The sequence below is a fragment of the Labrenzia sp. OB1 genome (assembly GCF_001624695.1).
In the GTDB taxonomy this organism is placed as follows: domain Bacteria; phylum Pseudomonadota; class Alphaproteobacteria; order Rhizobiales; family Stappiaceae; genus Roseibium.
Genome location: NZ_JSEP01000014.1, coordinates 20,761 through 35,927, shown reverse-complemented (window position 1 = coordinate 35,927; position 15,167 = coordinate 20,761). Strand labels below are relative to the sequence as shown.

15 protein-coding genes are annotated in these 15,167 nt (G+C 59.5%); 6 read left to right on the top strand and 9 right to left on the bottom strand.

The genetic code is table 11. From position 1 onward, the window contains the following. Positions 1-3: 3 nt before the first annotated feature. Both OA90_RS17945 and metG read left to right on the top strand, forming a co-directional pair. Positions 4-999: a YeiH family protein gene (locus tag OA90_RS17945; RefSeq protein WP_068415109.1), complete on the top strand. Its 996-nt coding sequence runs from the start codon at positions 4-6 to the stop codon at positions 997-999. 254 nt (positions 1,000-1,253) lie between these two features. Continuing rightward, a complete protein-coding gene (gene metG / locus OA90_RS17940) occupies positions 1,254-2,774 on the top strand; it encodes a methionine--tRNA ligase (protein ID WP_068415106.1) in 1,521 nt (506 codons plus the stop codon). Between the two features lie 253 nt (positions 2,775-3,027). On the opposite strand, the gene OA90_RS17935 is transcribed toward metG, so the two are convergent. The 4 genes from OA90_RS17935 to OA90_RS17920 form a co-directional block, all read right to left on the bottom strand. Further along, positions 3,028-4,248 (bottom strand): serine hydrolase, encoded by a 1,221-nt coding sequence (locus OA90_RS17935; RefSeq protein WP_068415104.1) that lies wholly within the window; start codon positions 4,246-4,248, stop codon positions 3,028-3,030. A gap of 32 nt (positions 4,249-4,280) precedes the next feature. After that, positions 4,281-4,868 (bottom strand): DUF1700 domain-containing protein, encoded by a 588-nt coding sequence (locus OA90_RS17930; RefSeq protein WP_068415101.1) that lies wholly within the window; start codon positions 4,866-4,868, stop codon positions 4,281-4,283. After that, positions 4,865-5,131, bottom strand: a complete 267-nt coding sequence (locus OA90_RS29055) for a PadR family transcriptional regulator (protein ID WP_244274667.1) — start codon at positions 5,129-5,131, stop codon at positions 4,865-4,867. Before OA90_RS29055 ends, OA90_RS17930 begins: the two co-directional genes overlap by 4 nt. Positions 5,132-5,703: 572 nt before the next feature. Beyond that, on the bottom strand, positions 5,704-6,681 hold the full coding sequence (locus OA90_RS17920; protein WP_068415098.1) for an AraC family transcriptional regulator: 978 nt from the start codon (positions 6,679-6,681) through the stop codon (positions 5,704-5,706). A 139-nt stretch (positions 6,682-6,820) separates the two neighbouring features. Between OA90_RS17920 and OA90_RS17915 the strand changes: the two genes are divergently transcribed. Further along, complete coding sequence (locus OA90_RS17915; protein WP_068415096.1) at positions 6,821-7,261, top strand: cupin domain-containing protein; 441 nt, start codon at positions 6,821-6,823, stop codon at positions 7,259-7,261. Positions 7,262-7,276: 15 nt separating this feature from the next. Continuing rightward, positions 7,277-8,764, top strand: coding sequence for an NAD(P)/FAD-dependent oxidoreductase (locus OA90_RS17910; protein ID WP_068415094.1), 1,488 nt, complete (start codon positions 7,277-7,279; stop codon positions 8,762-8,764). Here the strand turns inward: OA90_RS17910 and OA90_RS17905 are convergent. From OA90_RS17905 to OA90_RS17885, 5 genes are all read right to left on the bottom strand, one after another. Next, positions 8,752-9,222 carry a MerR family transcriptional regulator gene (locus OA90_RS17905; protein ID WP_082837127.1) on the bottom strand — a complete coding sequence of 157 codons (471 nt, stop codon included), beginning with the start codon at positions 9,220-9,222 and terminating at the stop codon, positions 8,752-8,754. The genes OA90_RS17910 and OA90_RS17905 overlap by 13 nt on opposite strands. Before the next feature lie 149 nt (positions 9,223-9,371). Further along, on the bottom strand, positions 9,372-10,136 hold the full coding sequence (locus OA90_RS17900; RefSeq protein WP_068415091.1) for an SDR family oxidoreductase: 765 nt from the start codon (positions 10,134-10,136) through the stop codon (positions 9,372-9,374). Positions 10,137-10,483: 347 nt separating this feature from the next. After that, positions 10,484-11,362 (bottom strand): 4-hydroxy-tetrahydrodipicolinate synthase, encoded by an 879-nt coding sequence (gene dapA / locus OA90_RS17895; protein ID WP_068415083.1) that lies wholly within the window; start codon positions 11,360-11,362, stop codon positions 10,484-10,486. 128 nt (positions 11,363-11,490) lie between these two features. Then, the gene (locus OA90_RS17890) at positions 11,491-11,778 is read right to left on the bottom strand and encodes a hypothetical protein (RefSeq protein WP_068415079.1); all 288 of its coding nucleotides are present in this window, start codon (positions 11,776-11,778) and stop codon (positions 11,491-11,493) included. A gap of 53 nt (positions 11,779-11,831) precedes the next feature. Next, complete coding sequence (locus OA90_RS17885) at positions 11,832-12,416, bottom strand: TetR family transcriptional regulator (protein ID WP_068415077.1); 585 nt, start codon at positions 12,414-12,416, stop codon at positions 11,832-11,834. Positions 12,417-12,956: 540 nt separating this feature from the next. Here OA90_RS17885 and egtB point away from each other — a divergent pair. After that, on the top strand, positions 12,957-14,222 hold the full coding sequence (egtB, locus tag OA90_RS17880; RefSeq protein ID WP_199823757.1) for an ergothioneine biosynthesis protein EgtB: 1,266 nt from the start codon (positions 12,957-12,959) through the stop codon (positions 14,220-14,222). Further along, on the top strand, positions 14,219-15,166 hold the full coding sequence (gene egtD, locus OA90_RS17875; protein ID WP_068415058.1) for an L-histidine N(alpha)-methyltransferase: 948 nt from the start codon (positions 14,219-14,221) through the stop codon (positions 15,164-15,166). Before egtB ends, egtD begins: the two co-directional genes overlap by 4 nt. Position 15,167: the final 1 nt, after the last annotated feature.

The window sequence follows — 15,167 nt, the reverse complement described above, 5'->3', positions numbered from 1 at the left end:
ACAATGGTTGAGCCATTGAAAGACCGGGCAAACCAGTTGTTCCCGGGCCTGGTGATCGCGGGGCTGGTCGCGATTGCGGCCCAGTTCCTGAATGAACACTACGGTGCCCCAGCCATGCTGATGGCAATCCTGCTCGGCATGCCGCTCAATTTCCTGTCGGAGGAACAACGGACCGCCGAAGGCATCGCCTTTTCCGCACGCACCCTGCTCAGGATCGGCGTCGCCCTGCTTGGTGTGCGTATAAGTGTCGACATGGTTCAGGCTCTCGGCCTGCCCTTTTTGCTGCTGGTCATCTGCGGCGTTCTGGTCACGATCGGCTTTTCGTTGCTCATCGGTGGACTGTTCGGCAAGGACAGGCTGTTTTCGTTCCTCTCCGGCGGCGCGGTTGCCATCTGCGGCGCTTCCGCGGCGATGGCGATCGGATCGATCCTGCCGAAACGCGAACATGCGGAACGAGACCTTGCCTTCACCGTGATCACGGTAACGGTGCTGTCGACGCTGGCCATGATCTTCTATCCGATCCTGACCGGTGCGCTCGGCCTTTCCATGGACGAAACGGGCGTGTTCCTGGGCGGCACGATCCACGATGTCGCCCAGGTGGTCGGCGCCGGTTTCTCGATTTCCGAGGAAACCGGCGATCTGTCCACGCTGGTCAAGCTGATCCGCGTTACTCTGCTGGCGCCTATCGTGCTTGTCGCCGCGCTCATCCTGCGCAGCAGCAGCGGTCCGGGAGCGGCCCGCCCGCCGCTGATGCCGGGCTTCGTGATCGCCTTTCTGGTGCTGGCGGCCCTCAATTCCTTCAACCTGATTCCGGAGGTCGTCAAGGAGATAGCCGGTCAGGTGTCCCGCTGGGCGCTGCTGGCGGCCATCGCCGCGGTCGGCATGAAGACATCGATCCCCAAGCTTCTGGAGGTTGGCGGCCCCGCGATCTGGATGCTGGTTACCCAGACAGTTTTCCTGGCGCTGTTCGTCCTCGGCGGTATCTGGCTGATCGGGTAGACCCGCCCGGCAAGCAGGCCCTGTTGTCGCCGGAGGGTACAGGCAGCCCTTCCTGCCCTTAAGACACCGGTCAGCCCCTTGAGTTTCTTGCCGGATCTCGCACTTTGGAGACTGGAAAGCAAAGCCGGGGCTTTTCTTGACCTCATGAGTGTGAAATATAGCTTTACCTTCACTGATGGGACCGTCCCAGCAAAATTGCGGAGACGCTCTTCGGCGATCCGCCCGCATCAGCCCGGAAATTCGAAAGCGCCTTGATGAAAAGCTACATCACGACCCCGATCTACTACGTCAACGGTTCTCCGCATATCGGTCATGCTTTTACTTCCGTCATGGCCGATATCCTGAAACGCAACCGCGTGGCGCTGGGATACGAGCTGATGCTGTCCACCGGTGTTGACGAACACGGCCAGAAGAACCAGGAAGCGGCCGCCGAACTCGACATGTCGGTGACCGATTACCTGGAGATGCGCGGCAAGGAATTCCGCGACGTGTTCGACCGTCTCGGCGTTGCCTACGACTATTTCGTGCGCACCAGCCGGGAGGGTCACAAGACAGCCGTCGCCGGCATGGAACAGGCGATCTTCGACAAGGGCCTGATCGTCAAGAAGCAGTATACCGGCACCTACTGCAAGGGCTGCGAAGAGTTCAAGAAAGAGTCCGACCTGACCGACGACGGCCAGTGTCCGCTGCACCCGACCATGAAGGTGGAGCAGACGGACGAGACCAACTACTTCCTGAAGATGGAGCCGTACCGCGAACGGCTGCTGCAGCATATTGCCGACAATCCGGAATTCGTTCAGCCGGAAGCCTTCCGCAATGAGCTGAAGCAGATGCTGTCAGAACCGCTGGAAGACCTGTGCATCTCGCGGCCGAAGGCCCGCGTGACGCTCGGGGTCGATCTGCCTTTCGACCCGGACTTCGTGACCTATGTCTGGTTCGACGCCCTTGCCAACTACCTGACCAACATCGGTTGGCCGGAAGACGGTTACGAGGACTGGTGGGCGGAGTGTGAGCACCTGATCGGCAAGGATATCCTGAAGCCGCACGGTGTCTACTGGCCGATCATGCTGATGGCCGCGGGCCTGCCGCTGCCGAAGAAACTGTCCGTGCACAGCCACTGGGTCGGCGCCGGCGGCGTGAAAATGTCGAAGTCCATCGGCAATGTCGTCGATCCTATCGAAGTGATCGACAAGCTCGGAGTCGACGCGCTGCGCTGGTACCTGGCCCGCCACATGCGCGCCGACAGCGACAGTCAGATTTCCGTCGATCTGATCACCCAGACCTACAACAGCGAGCTGGGCAACAAGGTGGGCAACCTCCTGTCGCGCGCAGCGAAATTTTCCAAGGCGCGCTTCGACGGCACCTTGCCCGCCCCCGGTCCGCTGAACGCCCAGGACGAGGCTATCCGCAAGTCGGTTGTCGAGGCAACCAGGGGCATGAGCGCCTGGATGAACCTCGCCGACATTCCGGCGCGGGCGCAAGCGATCATCACCGTATCCGACGAGATGAACAACTATTTTGCAGAACAGGCGCCGTGGGACCTCATCAAGAACGAGGACACAAGGGAACGCTGCCAGACCGTGATCTACGTGACCCTCGACTGCCTGCGCATCGTCATGGAGGCGCTGTTGCAGATCATCCCGGGCTCGGCAGGCAAGGCCTTGAAAATGCTGAATGCGCCGGAGCCCCCTCTCCCCTGGACGCCGGAACTCGACAAGCTTCAGGGCGACAGTGAACTGGGCGAGATCGAGACACTGTTTCCACGGGTGCAGTAGCGGCAAGACACGACCAGCACGGGATGAAAGGGCACGCAAGGCGGCGATAAATCTTGAAAAGCTGACGGAACCGGGCGCGGGCCGAATAGCTGGAACAAGCCTATCGGGACCAGCAGATCGTAGCGGTTTTGCAAGGGGTCAGCCAAACGCAATTGACAGAACCTGACTTGACCGCGTGTGGAGACTGATCCACCGCGTCGCAGGTCTCGGCCGATGCACCAAACATCCGGTCAAGCGAGTTTATACTAGGGCTTCAACCGCGCTGTTGTCGTGCGGCAACGATCAGCGATATGAGCTGATCGAACTCGCGCCGCGTGATGAAACGATGCTCCATGCAATATTCGGTTTCACGGGCAGCCGTTTCGCGGCATGACAGAATGAGTTGTTCTATGGCGGCTTCTCCGGTCATTTCCTCATCGCGAACCAGCGGCACAAACCGCTTCCAGAACTCCGTGGTGTCCGATTGGTGGACGACCACCGTGTTCCACTGCGGGATAACCATGAGCGCCTGATTTCCCAGACCCCATGCCCAGAATGTTCCCTCGGGCAGGCCGGTCTCCGGGCCGGGAATCCACCACAGATATCCGTGGCCCCATCTCAACCCGCCGATGCCTGTCTCGGTGAAGTCCTCTGTTATGAGCCTTGTCCAGTTTTCCGCAAGAACACGTCGTCCGCCGGCACGTCCGTGGTTGATAAAGAGCTCTCCAATCCGAGCAAGGTCGCGTGCGGACATGGAGAACATCGCGGCCCTGTGTTCTGACCGGCTGGCATCGGAGATATACGACACGGCAGATCGCACGAAGTCTTCCATCCCCGCAGGTTGCGCGATCCCTATATCGAAAGCCTCGGCAATCTCTGTGCCTGTTTCGCGCTCAAAAACAGTCGTCAGGGCGTTATAGTCCCAGTTGTTGTAAGCCCAGACAGTGCCCGGCTGGTTCTCATTATGACCCAGACGCCTGTCGATTTCCGCCTGCAAACTGCCCGATGCGGCTGCCGGGTGATTGATGCCAGAAACGCTTCGCAGCAAATGACGCAGGGTTGCCTGGCGCTGTAACTCCGTCAGCGGCAAAGGGGCGTCATCAATGCCCAGTTCCTCAAACGTCGCATCAAGACGCAGCTGGTTTGCATCCGAAGCCATTTGCCGGGCGATCAGGGTGCTCAGAAGCGATTTTCGTATGGAATGGACCTTGTAGGGTTTCGAGAGATCCCCAAACGCACCGACAACCTGCCCATCCGTGACGATCATCAGCGAATCCGTGCTGAGCGTGGCTATATGGCGGAATACTTCGTCCAACCCATCCGGGTTCCATCCGAGATTTCGGGTTTCTGTCGGGTCGAGCCGGGTGACTTCGATCGAATAGGCCTGCGGCTTCGGGCGTGAGAACCCGTTCTCGCCGGTCACAACAAGATAGACCATCCCGATAGTGACGATCATCAGCGAAGCTGAAATGCAGGCAACAGCGTGGCGCTTCATTTGGGTCAGTCTCCCGGAAAGTCGTCTGAGTTTTACCTGCTCGCAGGCCGTATACCCGCGCTCCCAGGCCTTGCCAGCCGGTAGTGAAGCCGCGCGTAGCGCGTCAGCCGGGCCATTCCCCAGCGGAGGCCAAAGATCAGCAAAACGACTCCGCCGATCGAAGCCGCGAGAAATCCGATGCTGCGGAACAGAAGATAGGTCCAAGACCCCTCAGCCGGATCCTGGCTGGCCGATATAAGGTCCAGAAGCGTTCCCAAGCCGATCACCCCGAACAGCGACAAAACGAAAAACAGGATCAGGACCAGGAACCCGAGAACGAGCAGAGCGGGTATCAAAATGATGAGATCAATCGCGGCCAGACCGGCCAGCGCAAGCATTGCATTCCAGAATGTCCCGGGGCTGCGACGGTCCTCCCATTGGCGCAGGCCCAGTTCCGCCCGCAGTTCCCGCGCCAGTCGCCGAGGATCGCCATGGGCTGCAACAACTTCATCGATGTTCCGGCCTGCCGACAGGGCTTCCGCGAAATAGGACTGATAGTCCGCTACAATGTCTTCAATGTCAGGTGCAGGGACACCCGCCAAAGCGCCGCGAAGTTCTTTCAGGAACTGCTCTCGGGTCACCGACTGTCTCCCAGAATATGGTTTACGGACGTCATGAAGGCTCTCCAATCCCGGGTCTGCTGTTCCAGCCTCTGTCGCCCTGCGTGAGTGAGCGTGTAGTATTTGCGAGACGGACCGTTGCTTGACTCGACCAGGCGAGACTTCACCAGGCCTTCCTTTTGCATGCGGCGCATGAGCGGATAGATCGTGCTCTCTCCGATTCCGACGGCCTCTGCCAAGGCGCTTGATATCTCGTAGGCATAGCTTTCCTTGCGCGACAGCATGGCCAGCACACACAATTCCAGCGCTCCCTTCTTGAGCTGCACCTGGATAGAGTCGGAACTTGCCACGCCGTCTTTCATCACTAAGACTTAATACAAGCTACCTTGCATTGCAAGGTACAGGATTGCCTGAAGGTGACCGGGCTTCAAACCCATTCCCCGTGTCACACTCCAAGGCGAACTTGATTTGCGTGAAATACAAGAGATCTCTTGTTGAAACTGCAGCACTGTGCGCGCAGCGTTCCGACTGAACCGTCCATCGCCATCGGATGGATCCAGATTCATGAGACACGCTCCCTATCCGGTGGGCTTTATACCATCCACAGTTGATAGGAACCCATTTGATGGCATTGTCCCAATTGGCCGACGAGGCGGGCTGCGCAGGACGGTCTGGTTGACCGTTCAAGCAGCGCAAAGCTGTTCGGCGAGCCGGACCAAGCCACCGAAGGCCGCGTTTGGAGGGTGTTCTGCCGCGTCGCGCGTCTTGGCCGATGATCCACATCGCCCTGCAACGCGCTCCTTGCCGAACACCCTCCAAATGCGGTCAAATGGGTTCCTATCAACTGCGGATGATATTAGTGGACCTGACTTGGCAGGTGACCGAACCTGTTCTTGTAATCCCGTGAGAAGCGGCCCAGGTGGGAAAATCCATTGGTGAACGCCACATCCGTAACCGAAGGTGGATCGCGGCGCACCGACAGCTGATAGCGGGCCGCGTCCAGCCGGGTATTCCGCAAGACCTGCATGGGGCTTAGACCGAAAGCACGCTGGAACCCCTTCTGGAGCGTTCTTACGTTCATGTCGGCGTTCCGGGCGATATCCGCGATGCGGACTGGTTCTGAAAGATTGGCCTGAATATAGGCCAGTGCGCGGCGGATGCCCGATGGCAATGCGCCATGATCAGCCGCTGCCAGCATATGCGATATATTGCTTGCATGATGGTTGAGCAGGACCGACACGAGATCCGTCTCCGCCCAGAGGTCCTGAGCGCGGTCGCGGCCACTGAACAAAGCGGCTTTTTCCGCCAGTTCGGCCGTCCTGACCACCATATCCCGGATCAGGCGGCCCGATCCTCTGGTCAGGTCGACGGCAGGGTCAAAGCGAATGGGACCCGCGGGTGGTGCCCCCAGCAGATCCTCCGCGACCGCGTTCAAGTAGGTCCGGTCGATTTGCAGCAGCAGTTTGCGGCAGTCGCCGTGCCATGACATCTGCGTTTCGCGGTCCGGATTGAGCAGTGTGGCCGTGGTCGCACTCGCCTCGATTTCGTCGCCGCGATGGCGTACGAATGCGCTGCCGCTCAGAGGCACTTGCAGCAGATAAAAGCCTTCCAGCATCCCCGGGTCGATCTGAACATCCGCGCCATAGTGCAGGTAATTCACCGAAACATTCACGCCAGAGACGTGGTTGTGAGTTACGGCCAGGCTGTCATGTCCTCTGGACATCATCAGTTTGTGGGCGCAGAATTTTTCGGTGACCACATGCCTTGCTTCGTCGAGGTCGCTTGTCCGCAATAGCGGATGGCTCGTCAGAAATTCGGCATGTCTCGAATACATCCAGGTCACCTCCGCAATGAAAACTGGATCATCGACGGCTTTATTTCAAGCATAAAGCAAATTTGTTCGTTTTCTGGACAATCGAACAACACCTCCTCGCGCAGTCTGGAAGACGAAGAGCAAACGCGAGGACCGTTCAATGGAAAAGGGAATAACGCCGGCCGCGGCCGGGATTGAAAATCTGTCATGGAATGTCGTCGGTCAGACTTATGTGCCAAAATTGCTGAGCACCAACGCCTTTGTCTGGCACGCGACCCTGCCGGCCGACACATTTGTTCCCCCGCACATCCACCCGACACAGGACGAATGGATCTTCATGCTTGAAGGGAACCTGGAAGTCGAGTTCCTGGGCGACGTTCACAAGGCGGGGCCGGGCGATACGGTGCGCATGCCGATGGGCGAGGCACACGGTATTTTCAATCGCTCCGGCAAGGAGGCAACCTGCGTCTTCGGCGTGGCCCCCGCACGCAAATTGTTCGACCTGTTCATCCAACTTGATGGGGTTACGGATCCTGCCGAACTGGTCAGACTGTCGGCCATGCACGAAGTCGACTTCCTGCCGCCGCCGGATGCGGCCTGAGCCGGGGGCACAGAGATGACAGATCGAAAAAAGGTTGCCGTCATCGGCGGCGGCGTGAGCGGTCTTGCCGCGGCAAAGGCTTTCGACGAAAAAGGACACCGGGTTGTCGGTTTCGAACGCAGCCACGACTTTGGAGGTGTCTGGGAGCTGTCGCGGTCCTATCCCGATGTGCAGACCCAATCGCCGAAGGATCTTTACTGCTACACCGATCATCCGATGCCGGCCGATTACCCGGAATGGCCCAAGGGACCGCAGGTGCACGCGTATCTGCATTCCTACGCGCACAAACACAAGCTCGCGCGCCTGTTCCGTTTGAACACCAATGTCAGGACAATGGACCGGCGAACGGACGGTCGCCCGGGCTGGACGCTGACGATCGAGGCCGGCGGCCACGAATGGACGGAGGATTTCGATTTCGTCTCCATTTGCACCGGCCAGTTTTCCGACAAGAACATCATCACGCACCCGGGTCAGGAAGCGTTCGTCGCGCACGGAGGCTCGGTCCTGCATTCGTCGGAATACACCGATCCGGGCATATGCGCCGGCAAGGACATAGTTGTTCTGGGCGGCTCCAAATCGGCGACCGACATTGCGGTCAATGCCGCCAATAACGGCGCGAGATCCGTACGTCTGGTCTATCTGGGAAACGTGTGGCGTGTGCCGTATTTCGTTGGCGGGATCAATTTCAAACGGCTGCTTTACATCCGGGCACAGGAACGGCAGTTCAACCAATGGGACAAGACGCCCTTCCAGAAGCTTGCCAGCACCGTTTTCAAGCCGTTGATCTGGGCGAACTTCCGCGGGCTGGAAACGCTGCTGAAAATCCAGCTCAAGCTGAAGAAGCACAACATGGTGCCCGACACGCCTATCGAAAAGGAAGTGTCCTGCTCCGTTCCCATCGTGACCCCGGGCCTGATCAAATGTCTCGATGAGGGAACGATCAAACCGGTGCTTGGCACCTTTGACAGTTATGAAGAAGACGGCCTCAGATTGAGTACCGGCGAAACCGTCCCGTGCGACCTCGCCATTCTGGCGGTCGGCTGGAAACTCGGCGTTCCCTATCTTCCCCAGAAATATCAGGACAAGCTGATCGAGGAAGACGGCCAGTACCGGGTCTACCGCCTGTCGGTGAACCCCGACCTTCCCGACATGGGTTTTGTCGGCTTCAACTCAAGCTTCTGCACCGTCCTGTCCGCGGAAATGATCGCCAACTGGCTGGTGCGCTATGCCGACGGGAAGCTGGCGAACCAGCCGTCGGCAGCTGAGATGAACGAGAATATCGACATGATGCTGAACTGGAAGCGCAAGGAACGCCCTGCCGCCAAGGTATATGGCGGGCTGTGTTCCGCACCGTTCCATTTCAAGCATTTCGATGAACTGCTGAATGACATGGGTGCGACAAGGAAGAAGCGCGGCAATCCGCTGGCCGAGCAGTTCTCCTATCCGAACGCCCCAGCCTACGGCACATTCCTGGCGTCAACTCCGCAGTATCAGGCCGGATAGTCCGCAATGCCGGTTCCGGCAGGACGTCCTGCGTCCGGGCTGGAAGCATGGTCGGAAACGGCATCACCGGACCCGACAGGGTGCGCGCCGTTTTCTTCAGCCCGGGTGGCAAGAGCTTCTTCCAGCGTGGCGAGGCGGTCGAGCACGGCTTGCCGTTTTTCGTCGAGACCGGCTCTGAGCCGATCGATCTGCTCGAGCTTTGTTATCAGTTGCGCAATGCCACCTTCGCATGGCCCGGCCCCCTCGTCGGAGAGGCAGGCCGCCATTGCCCGGATCTCGCGCGTTGAAAAGCCCGTGTCGATGAGGTCACGGATTCGCCCTGCACGGCGCAGGTCGGCGGTGCCATAGCTGCGATAGCCGTTCTGCGAGCGGCCGGCTTCCATGAGGCCCGACTTTTCGTAGTGGCGCAGCATGCGTTCCGTGATTCCAAGCCGTTCGGCTGCTTCCTTGATCTGCATATCGGCTCCTTTCCAAGCGGCTCTAGCACCCTGACACTAGTGTCAGGGTCAACCCTCCTTTTCAAGACTGCGTTCGCAACCGATACCGTCGCAGCAAAGGCTCCAGCCTTCCCTCAGTGTTCGAGGGAAGGCCCTAAGGCCAGAAAGGCCTAGCTCCGCAGAGACCATCCGCCGTCAATGGTGATCACCTGGGCGGTGAGCCACTCATTGGCCGAACTGCCGAGCCTGAGTATCCAGGGCACAAGATCGGAGGTCACTCCGCGCCGTCCCAACGGGATCTGTGCCGCCTCGGCCTCCTCTACGGATTGCGCGATTTCGGCTGGAAGCCCCATCATGCCCGTCAGGGCGCCACTCTTGACGGGGCCGGGAGAGATGGCATTTACCCGGATACCGTCTTGGGCAAGCTCAATGGCCCAGGATCGGGTCAAATGCTCAAGCGCCGCCTTGGTGGCCGCGTAGTGAGCCAGACCCGGCGCCGCGTTTTGAGACACCGCTGTTCCAATGTTGATGACAGCGCCCTTCGTCTCCTTCAAGGCCGCCTGCGCCTCCTTCAGGAGAAGCGACGGGGCAACGATGTTGACCGCACAGATGTCGGCGATCGTCCCGGCATCATAGGCGTCGATGGCGAGCGGTTTGCCCGCCCCGGCATTGTTGACGATCAGGTCCAGTCTGCCCCAGCGGACCATCGCCGCCTCAACGATGCGCCTGCTGCCGGCCGGGTCGGCGCTGTCGGCTCGCACAGCCTCGATTGCCGCGCTTCTGCCGGCAACGCCGGCAAGCCTGGCCTCATCACGTCCCGTGATGACCACATTGGCTCCGCGCTCGGTCAATGCCAAAGCCGTGGCTTCTCCGATACCGGAGCTGCCACCCGTTACTATGGCGACCTTGCCCTGCCAGTTCGTCTGTTCACTCATTCCGGTTCGCTTTCCTGATTAACACACGTGAATGTGCTCTAGCGGGTTGCCGCTAGTGTCAGGGTAAAGACCGAATTTCAAAGGGAACGTCAGCAGTTCAGAACAGGGCTGGAACGACCGCAAAATTTGTCGGCCGTCTGCGGGTTTCAGGCCGCGCCGCAGCTAGGACATAGTGCGTTGAAGCAGTCGCCGGCGGCAAAGCGCATCGTCGCGGCGGCAGCCAGGTCGCCAAGCCCTCCCCTGTTATCCACGATTTGGGGAGTTCGCCGGTTCTCTCCGCTTTCGGGCGGCCGTTTCAGCAGTTCGCTGCTTCACCACAGATAGATACACTCAGCTCTATCGACCCCTCAGATCAGCCCGGCGGTCTCCATGGCCTGGTCGATGGCCTGCCTCGTCTCGCCGGTCACCGGGGTGAGCGGCAGGCGGACATCTTCCTGACAAAGGCCAAGGCGCGAGAGCGCGTATTTCACACAGGCCGCCGGCGGTTCCGGGAACATCGCCGAATGAAGCGGCAAGAGACGATCCTGATAGTCGCGTGCAAGCTGCAGGTTCTCGGCGAGGGAAGCCTCCTGGAATTCGGCGCACAGGCGCGGCGCGACATTGGCGGTGACCGAGATACACCCCTGCCCGCCATGAGCGTTGAAACCGAGCGCAGCGGCGTCTTCCGCGCTGAACTGCAGGAAGTCCGGACCGCAAAGTGCACGTTGCTTGCTGACCCGTTCCATGCTGCCGGTGGCGTCCTTGACGCCAATGATCCTGGGCCAGCGGGCCATCTCGGCCATGGTCCCGGGCAGGATGTCGATCACGCAGCGGCCGGGGATATTGTAGAGGATGATCGGCAGCATGCTGTTGTCGTGCAGGACCCGGTAATGGCTGAGCAGTCCCGCCTGGTTGGGTTTGTTGTAATAGGGGGTAACGATGAGCGCGGCATCGGCACCGGCGGCTTCCGCGGCCTGGAGCATGTCGAGAGTTTGAGCGGTGGCGTTGGAGCCCGTGCCCGCGATAACAGGCACGCGGCCGTTCACCAATTCCACGACCCGTCTGATGAGGTCCTTGTGCTCGTCTTTTGAGACAGTCGGGCTTTCGCCGGTGGTGCCCACGGCAACGATACCGTGACTGCCCTCAGCCACATGCCATTCGACGAGCCGCTCAAGGGCCGCGAAATCCACCTTGCCGTCCCTGAAGGGCGTTACCAGTGCAGGCATGGATCCTCTGATGTCGGGCATTGAACTTCCTCGGATTGAGCTGCCGCAGCCGGACTCAGCTCTTTGTCACCTGTTATTTCTTGCACAATCTGTGACATCAAAAAGGGCAGGAAGGCAAATGATCATCATCGAGGATCACAAGCAATCTGTCAGGCCGCCAGAAAGTCGAGCCGCTCGTCCAGCCGGGCCGGCGTGATCTCCAGGATGTCCGGGGCAACCACGTTGCCGGTCACGAACGGATCCTGGCGAACAAAGGCTTCCAGATCTTCGCGTGTGACATTATGGGCGAAAATTCCGCCTCCCATGTTCGGCTGCAGACTGCCGACCATCAGAAATATCCCTTCATCGAAACCTCGCTGGATCCAGGCCTTGTGGCTTTCCATCAGGTCCCCTGCGCCGGCTTTGTTTTCCGAGAATTTCAGCGTTACGACGAACATCGGTTTTCCTTTCAACTGGGTTGTTGGTCTTGTCGGACGAGCACCCGCGTACGTCAGTGGGGCCTTGTCGCGTTTTGCCGGACGGCCTCAAGCCACTGCAGGATCCGGTCGACCTCGCGCCGGACGAAGGCGTCATCTCCGATAGCCTGGGCAACGGTCGCGACACCCTGGCTCCAGCTCAGCACATGCAATGCGTTTTCCAGAGCGGCAGTGCCGCAGCCGAGGTCCTCGAACTGCCGCGTGAGCCAGTCCCGGAAGAGTGTCATGATCCGGTTGGCGTTGTCCGTAGACGCATGCCCGAGCTTGGTCAGTTCCGTCACAAGCGTTCCGACCGGGCAGCCATGAGCCATGATTTTCGTCTGGTTTGCGATGACGATCCTGATGAAACATTCGATACGGCGGGCAGGATCGGTGGCGGTTTCATTCCAGCGTGCAAGCAGTCTTTCACGGTCGGCAAGGCGCTTTTCAATGACCGCATCGAGGATCTCGTCCTTGGTTTTGAAATGATAATAGAAGTTTCCGCGCGATATGCTGACCGCCGCCGCGATATCCGCGAAGGACGTCGCCGCGAAGCCCCGGGTGTAAAACAGGTCATCCGCCGCATCGACGATCTGCTGCCGGGTGGCCCTCGCTGCCATTGCGTTTTTCCCTGCTATTGAACCGCCGCCCGAGCAGCATGTTGCGTCTATTAGGATGATTGTCCTAATAGCTTATTAGGACAATCATCCTAATTCGTCAATTCGATATCTCGGGATAGTCCCCACAAGCAGGCTTTCCTGACAAAGCCTTTCCACAGGTGGCAATTCCGGCTCGCCGGGCGTCTCACGTCAATGTGAAGGGGGGCTGCAACCAATCCTGACACCCCTTGTCAGGATTGGTTTTCTATTTTCCCGGACATCGAGCGGGAACGTCCCGCGTTGGAAAAGTTAAAAATAGTTCCCTGAAACCAAGGTTTTGTGGACTATTCTTTGCTTGAGAGGCATAAATGGTATTACTCAGAACATTGTTTCATTTTTTCAACAGGTCAGCTTCCGGCGCCCGTGCAGTGCATTCATGCGCCGCACGGTTGCAAATTTCGACATTGGAAATGACGGAAGCGCTCTTACTTTCAAACCGTCTGGTGGCGCTCACAGAACCGGCCGGAGGCATTTTGCCGGGTTCCGCGTGGAGGAATGCAAATGACTAATCTGGACGAACGGGCAGAACCGTTACCGGCTTTCGCGGTTTCGGATCTATTCGAAACGGTCAGAGCACAATCCCTTGCTCTGGTCGCCCCTCTGAACTCCGAAGACATGGGCCTGCAGTCGATGGAGGATGCCAGCCCTCCAAAGTGGCATCTGGCGCATACGACCTGGTTCTTCGAAGAATTCATCCTGAAGCCCGCGCTTCCCGGCTACCGGCCGAAGGACGACCGCTTCGCGGTGCTGTTCAATTCCTACTATGTGCAGGCCGGGCCCCGGCATACCCGTTCCCGGCGGGGACTGTTGTCTCGGCCGACCGTCGCCGATGTTCTCAGCTACCGATCCCATATCGAGGACGCCCTGCGCGAAGGTCTTGCCGGAGACGCTTTCACGCTGGCTCCGGAGCAGCTGGATGCGCTGATGACACTTGGCTGTCATCACGAAATGCAGCATCAGGAGCTGCTGGTGACCGATCTTCTCAACGCCTTTTCCTATAACCCGCTCCTTCCCGCCTATATCGAGCCCAAGCACACCCTTGTCAGGGCGGTACAGGAGAGCGGCTGGACGGTTTATGACGGCGGATTGCTTGAGATCGGCCATGATGGCGAGGGGTTCGCCTATGACTGCGAGGGCCCGCGTCACAAGGTATGGCTCGAACCCTACCGGCTCTCGGACCGTCCCGTCACCAACGGCGCTTGGATCGCCTTCATGGAAGACGGCGGTTACGACAACCAGACGCTCTGGCTCATGGAAGGCTGGGCGGTTCGCGAGAAGAACGGCTGGGACTCGCCACTCTACTGGTGGCGTCAGGAGGGAGCCTGGTGGACCTACACCTTGCAGGGCCCCCGCCCCGTCGACCACTCGGCCCCGGTGGTTCATGTCAGCTATTACGAGGCCGATGCCTTCGCCCGCTGGGCCGGTGCCCGCCTGCCGACGGAAGCGGAATGGGAAGCGGCGGCCGAGCCGACGGATATCGACGGCAATTTCCTGGAAGACGGTCATTTCGCGCCGATCGGACGCAAGTCCGGCCTTTGGGGCGACGTCTGGCAATGGACCAGCAGCGCCTTTTCCCCCTACCCGGGTTTCAAGCTCCCTGAAGGCGCAATCGGCGAATACAACGGCAAGTTCATGGTGAACCAGATGGTGCTGCGCGGCGGCTCCTGTGCCACACCAAGGCAGCAGATGCGCTCCTCCTACCGCACCTTCTTCTATCCCCACCAGCGCTGGCAGATGCTCGGCCTGAGACTGGCAGCAGACCAATGACCAAACACGTCCCCGCAGGCATTACCAATTCCACCTTCAGATCCGAGATCCTTGCCGGTCTGAAAGCGCCTCGCAAGGCGGTCAGCAGCAAATGGCTTTACGACGATGTCGGGTCGCATCTGTTCGAGGCCATCACCGAACTGGATGCCTATTATCCGACCCGCACCGAACTGGCGATCCTGGCGGACAACGCCCGGAAATACCGGCACCTGCCCGGCGCCAGCGGCGCAATGGTGGAACTTGGCAGCGGCTCGAGCCGCAAGACCGACCTGTTGCTCGGAGCCTTTGAAGACCTTTCGGTCTATATGCCGGTCGATATTTCAGCCAACCATCTGCAGGGCGCCGCCGAACGGGTGCGGCGTGCCTATCCCTCGCTCGCCGTCATTCCGGTCGCAGCGGACTTCACCCAACCGCTTGGCAAGCTGCCGCTTCTGCCGGAGCTGCCGGTTCTGGTGTTCTTTCCCGGATCGACCATCGGCAATTTCGAACGCTCGGAAGCCGCCGAACTCCTGGGCAATATCCGCAACGCCATGCCGCAGGCTACCATGATCATCGGGGTCGACAGGCCAAAGGACACGGCGGTCCTGGTCGAGGCTTATGACGATCCGGCAGGCGTCACCGCGGCATTCAACCGGAACCTGCTGCAGCGTATCAATCGCGAGCTGGAGGCAAGTTTCGACCTTGCGGCCTTCGCGCATCGGGCAGTCTGGAACGCCGGTGAAAGCCGCATCGAGATGCACCTGGAAAGCCTCCGAAGTCAGACGGTTACGGTGAGCGGCGAAAGTATCTCCTTCACCGAAGGCGAAACCATCCATACGGAGAATTCGCACAAATACGGCGAAGAGGCTTTCGCCTCGATCGTCAACAAGGGCGGTTGGCGGGTCCTTAATCAGGACAGTGACACGGACACTCTCTTTTCGGTCTATACGCTGCAGGCGATATAGG